This is a genomic window from uncultured Eubacterium sp., from assembly GCF_934295145.1.
Taxonomy (GTDB): Bacteria; Bacillota; Clostridia; order Lachnospirales; family Lachnospiraceae; genus Eubacterium_I.
On the sequence record NZ_CAKRAS010000083.1, the window covers coordinates 1 to 7,860 of the forward strand.

The 7,860-nt window shown below is 41.8% G+C and carries 7 protein-coding genes, 1 tRNA gene and 1 pseudogene; 1 reads left to right on the forward strand and 8 read right to left on the reverse strand.

The genetic code is table 11. From position 1 onward, the window contains the following. Nucleotides 1-65: 65 nt before the first annotated feature. From Q0I54_RS12445 to Q0I54_RS12475, 7 genes are all read right to left on the reverse strand, one after another. Nucleotides 66-716, reverse strand: coding sequence for an orotate phosphoribosyltransferase (locus Q0I54_RS12445; protein WP_367270852.1), 651 nt, complete (start codon nucleotides 714-716; stop codon nucleotides 66-68). A 25-nt stretch (nucleotides 717-741) separates the two neighbouring features. Beyond that, a complete protein-coding gene (locus Q0I54_RS12450) occupies nucleotides 742-1,242 on the reverse strand; it encodes a small multi-drug export protein (protein ID WP_296119047.1) in 501 nt (166 codons plus the stop codon). Between the two features lie 185 nt (nucleotides 1,243-1,427). After that, complete coding sequence (gene hisC, locus Q0I54_RS12455) at nucleotides 1,428-2,501, reverse strand: histidinol-phosphate transaminase (protein WP_296119048.1); 1,074 nt, start codon at nucleotides 2,499-2,501, stop codon at nucleotides 1,428-1,430. Between the two features lie 128 nt (nucleotides 2,502-2,629). Next, the gene (locus Q0I54_RS12460; RefSeq protein WP_296119049.1) at nucleotides 2,630-3,673 is read right to left on the reverse strand and encodes a sulfate/molybdate ABC transporter ATP-binding protein; all 1,044 of its coding nucleotides are present in this window, start codon (nucleotides 3,671-3,673) and stop codon (nucleotides 2,630-2,632) included. A gap of 101 nt (nucleotides 3,674-3,774) precedes the next feature. Further along, nucleotides 3,775-4,479, reverse strand: a complete 705-nt coding sequence (modB, locus tag Q0I54_RS12465) for a molybdate ABC transporter permease subunit (RefSeq protein ID WP_294785457.1) — start codon at nucleotides 4,477-4,479, stop codon at nucleotides 3,775-3,777. A gap of 372 nt (nucleotides 4,480-4,851) precedes the next feature. Next, nucleotides 4,852-5,775 carry a molybdate ABC transporter substrate-binding protein gene (gene modA / locus Q0I54_RS12470; RefSeq protein WP_296119051.1) on the reverse strand — a complete coding sequence of 308 codons (924 nt, stop codon included), beginning with the start codon at nucleotides 5,773-5,775 and terminating at the stop codon, nucleotides 4,852-4,854. 197 nt (nucleotides 5,776-5,972) lie between these two features. After that, nucleotides 5,973-6,854 (reverse strand): helix-turn-helix transcriptional regulator, encoded by an 882-nt coding sequence (locus Q0I54_RS12475; RefSeq protein ID WP_022035566.1) that lies wholly within the window; start codon nucleotides 6,852-6,854, stop codon nucleotides 5,973-5,975. A gap of 222 nt (nucleotides 6,855-7,076) precedes the next feature. Here Q0I54_RS12475 and Q0I54_RS12480 point away from each other — a divergent pair. Next, nucleotides 7,077-7,150 (forward strand) — tRNA-Pro (locus Q0I54_RS12480). A gap of 121 nt (nucleotides 7,151-7,271) precedes the next feature. Here Q0I54_RS12480 and Q0I54_RS12485 read toward each other — a convergent pair. Then, nucleotides 7,272-7,860, reverse strand: a pseudogene (locus Q0I54_RS12485) (fucose isomerase); the annotation flags it as partial.

Consider the following 7,860-nt stretch of genomic DNA (forward strand, 5'->3'; position numbering starts at 1 on the left):
TATAACTATAAATTTTTCAAAGTCATTAAACATGATAAACAACATTTTTTGCCTTGTCAAGTTTTTTATAATTGCGAGTACCCAAATCCATTTACCATGGCTTCAATGGCAAATCCTTTTTTGCAATACGGACATTCGTCTCTGCCAAAAGCCTGATATCCTGGCACATCATCTGCAGTAAATACAGAATGTACTTCCATGCCGCCAACTTTCTTTACTGTGCTGAAAATAGAAGAAATGCCGCGCACGATTCCACCGTAATACTGTACGCATTCCTGACTTCGCCGCACGGTTAAACCAGTGGTCGTGGTTGCCAGCAGCAGAATGACGTTTTTGCCTTTGATCGCCGGAATTGTGTTATCACGGAAAATCAACTGATTGTTTGCATTGTACTCCGGAGTAACTATGTAAATCGTATCGTGCAGGTTTGTGTTTCGGAATCCGCGTTTTTCAAATTCCTGAGCCAGATATGCACCGACCACTTCCGTACCATCCATGCAGACAATTGTGTCAACCACGGTAGAATTCACATAATCTCCTGCCAGACTTTTTGCTACTTCCTGCGCCTCGTTGGCACGGGTTTTCAAGCTTGTCATATCAATGTAAAAATTGATATGGGAATGGCTTGTGGCAAAATGTCCCGGAATGGCATGCAGTGCCACATGATTATTGTTTCTCGCATACAGTTTTACCATTCTTGATTCCATAGATTCCATCGTAAAATCCCCCTCTTACGTTTTATTATCTAATAATGTGTCCGAGTACCCCATAAGAAATCAGTGTCATAATTACAGCTGCCAGACAAATTCCAATCAGAATCGCCTTGAATGCTTTCTTGATATCCATATCAATCAGAGATGCAACCAATGCTCCGGTCCATGCCCCGGTTCCCGGAAGCGGAATACCAACGAATAAAACCAGTCCCCAGAACTCATATTTTTCGATCTGATCACGTTTCTTCATTGCTTTGTTTTCCATCTTCTCAACCAACGGACGGAGCAGCTTTGTTTTTTTCATTGCTGCAAATATCTTTTTGATAAAAAATAAAATAAACGGAATCGGAATAATGTTTCCAATTGCGCTGATCAGGATTCCTTTCCACATCGTAATCTCAAGCAGCGAAGATGCCAGGATACCGCCTCTCAGTTCCAGAATCGGAAACAGTGAAATAATAAACACGACCGCTTCCCTTGAAATATGCGCACCTAAGGTACTTGTAAACCAGGTTACCAGACTTTCCATAAAATCTAAAATCCTCCTAATATCATTCTCATCTTACATTCTGCATTATTTTACACTATTTTTTCAGAAAAAGATATAATGATTTTCTTAATATTGTGCAAGCCTGTCACGTTTTCTATCTTTCACCCTCATGCAAGCATGAGCAACAGCTGATCACATAAAATAAATGAACTAAAACAACCACGCTATAATCTGCCGGTTTCTTTCAGATACTTTTCTACTTCTGCCAGAAACTCATCCATCTCGGCATCTGTTCCGATTGTGATCCGCAGATAATTGTCAATCCGCGGCTTTTTAAAATAGCGGACATAAATATCTTTTTCTTTTAATTTTTCAAATAATTCCTCTGCCGGGCAACTCTTGTGTGATGCAAAAATAAAATTGCTCTTGGAATCACGGAAGGTAAATCCAAGTTCTGTCAGACATGCTTTCACACGTTCTCTCGTCTGAATGATCTTATGTAATGTTTCCTCAAAATATGCCTGATTTTCAATGGAGGCCACACCGAGGTCCAGTGCTGTCTGATCCATGGTATAGGAATTAAAGGAATATTTTACATCATTCAGATATTTGATCAGTTCCGGTGACGCCATGGCATAACCAATACGCATGCCCGCCATGGAACGTGATTTTGAAAATGTCTGAACCACGATCAGGTTGTCATATTTTTCCAGTAATGGCAGAGCTGTCTCTGCGCCAAAATCCACATAAGCCTCATCAATGATCACGATGACATCCTGATTGTGCTGCAAAATATCCTCGATCATCGTCTGAGATGCTTCCACACCGGTCGGAGCATTCGGATTCGGAAAGATCACGCCGCCGTTTTCTTTATAATAATCCTCTTTGCGGATATTGAAATCCTCATCTAACGGCTGTGTCTCATACGGAATGCGAAATTCCTCTGCCCACACATCGTAAAAAGAGTAGGTAATATCTGGAAACAGGATTGGTTTTTCTCCATTAAAAAAGGTCATAAAACACATGGCAAGAACGTCGTCGGAACCAACACCGACAAATATCTGCTCCGGTTTTAAACCTTTTTGTTTTGCGATTGCATTCACCAGGCGGGTGCAGGCCGGATCCGGATAGAGTCTCAATCGGTCAGGATCCAGATTTTTTAAGGCTTCTGCGACACCCGGGGCTGGTGGATACGGATTTTCATTTGTATTTAATTTAATCATGCGTTCCTTATTTGGCTGTTCACCCGGAACATACGGAACTACTTTACGAATGTTCTTTTCCCATGCTTTTGTCATCACTTTTTACTTCCTTCTACAGTTTTCTACACTGTACCACACTAAAGTGTTTGTTGTAAAGAGTTTTTGGGGATATAAAGCGAAATCAAGGACGGAGTTCGCATTCATATATTAAATTAAAATCCCTTTTATGCACGTAACAAAAGCAGCGCATGTTCCGGTATCGTGATGCGTACCTGCTCATGCTGCGCAAGCTGTTCCGCTTTTTCTTTGTCCATCAGGATACGCAGTGACATTGCATCCTGATTATATTTCAAAACCAGTTCGGATTCAAACTGCTGCTCAAGCAGACGATCCATCTGCATAATGGAACTGTTTTTCACTGGTTCTAAATCCTCTGACACCTCAATATAATGTGCCCGCACGCCAACGAAAGTAATGTCCTCCGGAATTTCTTTTTCCAGTTCGAAACAAATGCCCCAGTCCGGTACTTCCAGCTGATGTTCGGACAACCGTTTTGCCGGCACAATATTTCGACATCCGGATATGCGGGCTGCAGCTTGTGTCACCGGATTTGCAAAGAATTCTTTTTTTTCCTGAACGGTCTCAATATGACCTTTTTCCAGTACGCAGATACGGTCACACAGATGATAAACTTCATCCCGGCTGTGAGATACGAAAAGTACTGTTTTTCCGATTTCGGAAAGCAGACCCTGTAATTCTTCTTCCACCTGCCACTTCAGAAAGCTGTCAAGCGCTGACAATGGCTCATCCAACAGCAGGATTTCCGGCTGTGCCGCCATCATACGCGCCAGAGCCACACGCTGTTTCTGTCCACCGGAAAGCTGCCTGGGCAGATGATGTTCCAGACCTTCCAGACGAAAACGGCGCATATAATCCTGCACGATCGCTTTTTCCGGTTTCTTTCCCATACCCGCCATAATATTTTTCTCAACAGTCATGTTCGGGAACAGAGCGTAATCCTGAAACATATATCCGACCCTTCGCTTCTGCGGAATCAGATTGATTTTTTTCTCAGAATCGAATAAAGTACGCCCGTTTAACACAATTTTTCCCGCATCCGGTGTCTCAATTCCGGCAATACATTTCAATGTCATACTTTTTCCGCATCCGGAAGCACCCAGCAAGGCAAACATTTCCTCTTCTGCGGAAAACGCAACATCCAGACCAAAAGATCCTATTTTCTTTTTAATTGCTACTTCTATTGCCATACTATTCCTTTCACAACACACATTTCCCCATTTTTTTCAAATCTGATGAAACACTTTACCTATATCAGTTATTTTTTTATAAACAGCTGCAGGGGACGTATTTACCAACTCTGTGTGTTCTTCATGTTTTTACCTGCCACAAGGTTCATTGCAACGATGATGCCGAAGGCGATGGCCAGAATAATGATAACCCACACGCCGGCCGTCAGATAATCACCATCCTGAATAACCATGGCGATCTTCTGTGAAATCGTTGATGTCTTGCCAGGGATGTTACCCGCAAGCATAGAAGTCGCACCATACTCACCAAGTGCTCTCGCAAAGGTCAGGATTGTTCCGGCAATGATACCAGGTCCTGCATTCGGCACTGCCACTTTCCAGAAAATCTGTAGTTCAGACATACCAAGTGTCCGTGCCGCATAGATCAGATTGGCATCCAGCTGTTCAAAAGAAGCTCTGGCATTTCGATACATCAGGGGGAAAGAAATGACCGTTGCCGCAATGATACAACCAAGCCAGGTCTGAACAACTTTAATTCCGAACTGGTCAAACAAAAACATACCGATCGGACGTCGTTTACTAAATAACAGCAACAGAAAAAAGCCGGCAACGGTCGGCGGCAGAACCATCGGCAATGTCAAAAATCCGTCTGCGATGGCTTTCGCACGCTCGCTGGCATGAACGACTTTTCTTGCTGCAAATAATCCCAGAAAAAAGGAAATAACCGTTGCTACAATTCCTGTTTTAAAGGAAATGAACAACGGTGTCCAATCCAGATTTTTCACAATTTCCATAATTGCATCCATATATTTTCTCCCTATGCTCCGGCCATATATCCGGAGATATTTTTCTTACACTCTAGCCGTAAATCATTTTTAAACAAAAACTATTTCCATTTGTTATATTCAGATAAAAACCGACCAGCTTTCGCCGCCCGGGTTCTACTTATATCCTACTTAATTTCCAGGTCTCTTAATTTCAAAAATATCCATGACTTTTTTACAAAAAAATTATCCATCGCCATTGATATCATTTTATTACATGCTCCTGAACTATATACACAACTTAGAAGAAAGACCTCTGGCTATTTTTTCTCGGCAAGCGATTGTTAGCTGACGAGACAAAATCGCCAGAGATCTTTTTCATAGCATAAAGTTTAGCCACAAAAGAAACTAATATTAGTCTTCTACGTTTGTATCAAAGTAGAAGCTGTCAAAAATAGCTTTTGCTGCATCAGATTTTACAAAGTTTACAAAATCCAGTGCTGCTTTCTGCTCTAACTCATCTGCTTCATCATTTTTAACCTGAGCGATCGGATAAATAACATTACCTGTCATATCATAACTGATAACCTGAAGGATATCAAGTTTGTCCTCAAGACCATATGTATCAGAGTAGTATACAGTACCAACTTCGTTGGATCCTTCTGCTACCTGAGTTTTAACTGCACTTACATTACCGCACTCATTGATTTCAACTCCACCAAGAGCCTGAGAAATCACATCTGTCGGGATTGTTGATACATCATCTACAGCCTCCAGCATACCTGCATTTACCATAGCCTGACGTGTGTACTTACCAACCGGAACGCTTCCGTCTGCCATTGCGATACTCTTTGCTTCTTTCAGATTCTCAAGACCTGTTACAGCTGTGCCGCTTCCTTTGTATGTGATAACTACAACCTGGTTGTTTACTACGTTATGACGAGTTCCGTCTACTACTAACTGATCGTCATTCTGTAAGGTATCCATCTGTTTCTGAGCGGCGGAGAAGAATACGTCACAAGCTGCGCCTTCTTCAATCTGTGCAAGCAGTGTTCCTGAACTGTCGTAGCTTGGTACAACTTTTACGTTCGGCTGTGTCTCATTATATTTCTCGATTACTTCGTTTAATGCGTTCTCAAGACTTGCTGCTGCAAATACAGTGATTTGTGTGTCATCAAGCTGATCTGCGCTCTCCGGTGCTGCTTCAGAAGCATCTGTCTGCTCTGCTGCCGCAGATGTGTCATTTGCTGCCCCCTGATCTGTGTTCTGACTACCGCATGCTGCCATGGAAAGAACCATAGCACCTGCCAGCATTAAGCTTACCACTTTCTTTTTCATTTCACTTTTCTCCCGTTTTCTTTTCGTTTTTGTCATGTTTTGTCATGTTTTATATGTTTTTGTTATACTATAGTTCCTTTTGTTTGTCAAGTACATTGTTGGTATTTATTCGGTATACCATTGTTTGTAAAGCGGACATTCGCAACTTGCTCATGAACGCAGTCGCTTTGCGCCCCGTTCAAAAAAAACAGCCCTACCTAATAGAGCTGTTTTCCCATATCACTGATATCATAGCCAGACATCATTTCTGCTTCTTTCTGAAATTCCTCTGATCCGATGATATTCAGCAGATTCTGAAATTCTTTTCGTTTCAAATCCTTTTTCCGAAATACGATATCATAACTCTCCTGCTTCAATGGGAGAAATTGAATGCCTTCCATCTGCCGGGCTGATTTTTCGTTTCCGATTGCCACATCTGCCGTTCCCCGCAGCACATTGGTCGCTGCGATCAGATGGGAAGATGCAATATCTTCATATCCGTGAATACGATCCGGATCAATATCCAGCTTTTTGCACATTTCATCAATAAAGATGCGGATTCCGCTTCCCTTTTCCCGGTTGATCATCCGCACATCCTCTCTGAGCAGATCCTCGAATTTCTGAATATTTTTCGGATTTCCTTCCTTTACATAAAATCCCTGCCAGCGTTTCAACAAATGAAACACTGCCACCTGTTCTCCCGGCAGCATGCGCTCTATATACGGGAGATTATAGGTATCTGTCGCCCCGTCCCACATATGGCAGGTAGCCACATAATTTTCATTCTGATACATCCGGTACAGACCGCTGTAACTTCCCATCGGGGAACGGTACACCTGCGTATGTCCGTCACTTTGACTGTTATACAGAGCACAGAGCACATCCAGCAGCTGATCCTGTCCGCAGATTACGATATTCTCCGGAGACTCCGTTTCCGGCATCACTCCCATATATTCATAGACATCCTTCCGTGCGATCCGGAACTGCTTTCCCATTTTCGTAGCTTTCAGATCCCCACGCTTGATCATCTCATAAACGGTATTCTTCTTTACCTGTAAAATTTCCGCCACTTCCAGCGGTGATAAAAACTGTTCATCCATACGATTTCCTCCCCAGTAGCTGTATCGTTATGATAATGCAAAAGACTTACCTGCTTTCCCATCTTTTTTCCTGTAAAACCACGTATATATGCCATATATACATCTCTTTGCGTATACGCTAAGTATAACTTCTGAAAAAATGCTTTGCAAGCATATCTTTTTTATGATAGAATAAATTTTACAGTTTGCTCACAAGGCTTTTAGCCCTGTGAAAAATAATGTCGGGGTGTGGCTTAGTCTGGTAAAGCGCTCGTCTGGGGGGCGAGAGATCGCAAGTTCAAATCTTGTCACTCCGATACTCAAAAAATGCGGCATGTTCCCAAAACACATGCCGCATTTTTTCTATATATTTTTAACCAATATTATGAACTGTTTTTTATACCTGAAAAAGCATCATATTTCTCATACAGTTGTATTCTATGCTGTCACAATCTCAATTCCCGTTACTATTCCAAACTTCTTCAGGTCTTCGATATAATCACCATACACCAGAGTCAGATGACAACCAAATTCGCACTGTTTATAGAACAGATCTTTGTTATCTGCTACACGGAAGAATAAGCCTTGTCCACAGCTCTTTCCATCATATCCGGCTGAAGCAACAATGGTTCCTTTGGCAGCCAGCATCTTTGTACCTGTCGGATCAATTCTGCATACTGTAATTTCCTGTCCTTCATCCTGCATAAAATCATAACGTACTGTTGCACCAAATCCACTATATGCAAAAGAATCTATAGAATATTTCTTCAACGGCTGTTCAAATCCATCAAATTTTCGCGTTGGTGTTGCATGGAAAATACTGTACAGATTTGTTTTATCATCCAAATGATCAATATGAGCATCATCAAAATCACCGAAAATCGTCGGTAATTTTCCATCTTCTAAAGAACAGACATTGGCATTTCCCATATAAACGGATTTTCCACTCAGATTCTCCAATATCGCCTGCGTAAGCAATGAATTGAAATCCAGATCACAGGCAGAAGGAATTCCGTTTTCAATATTT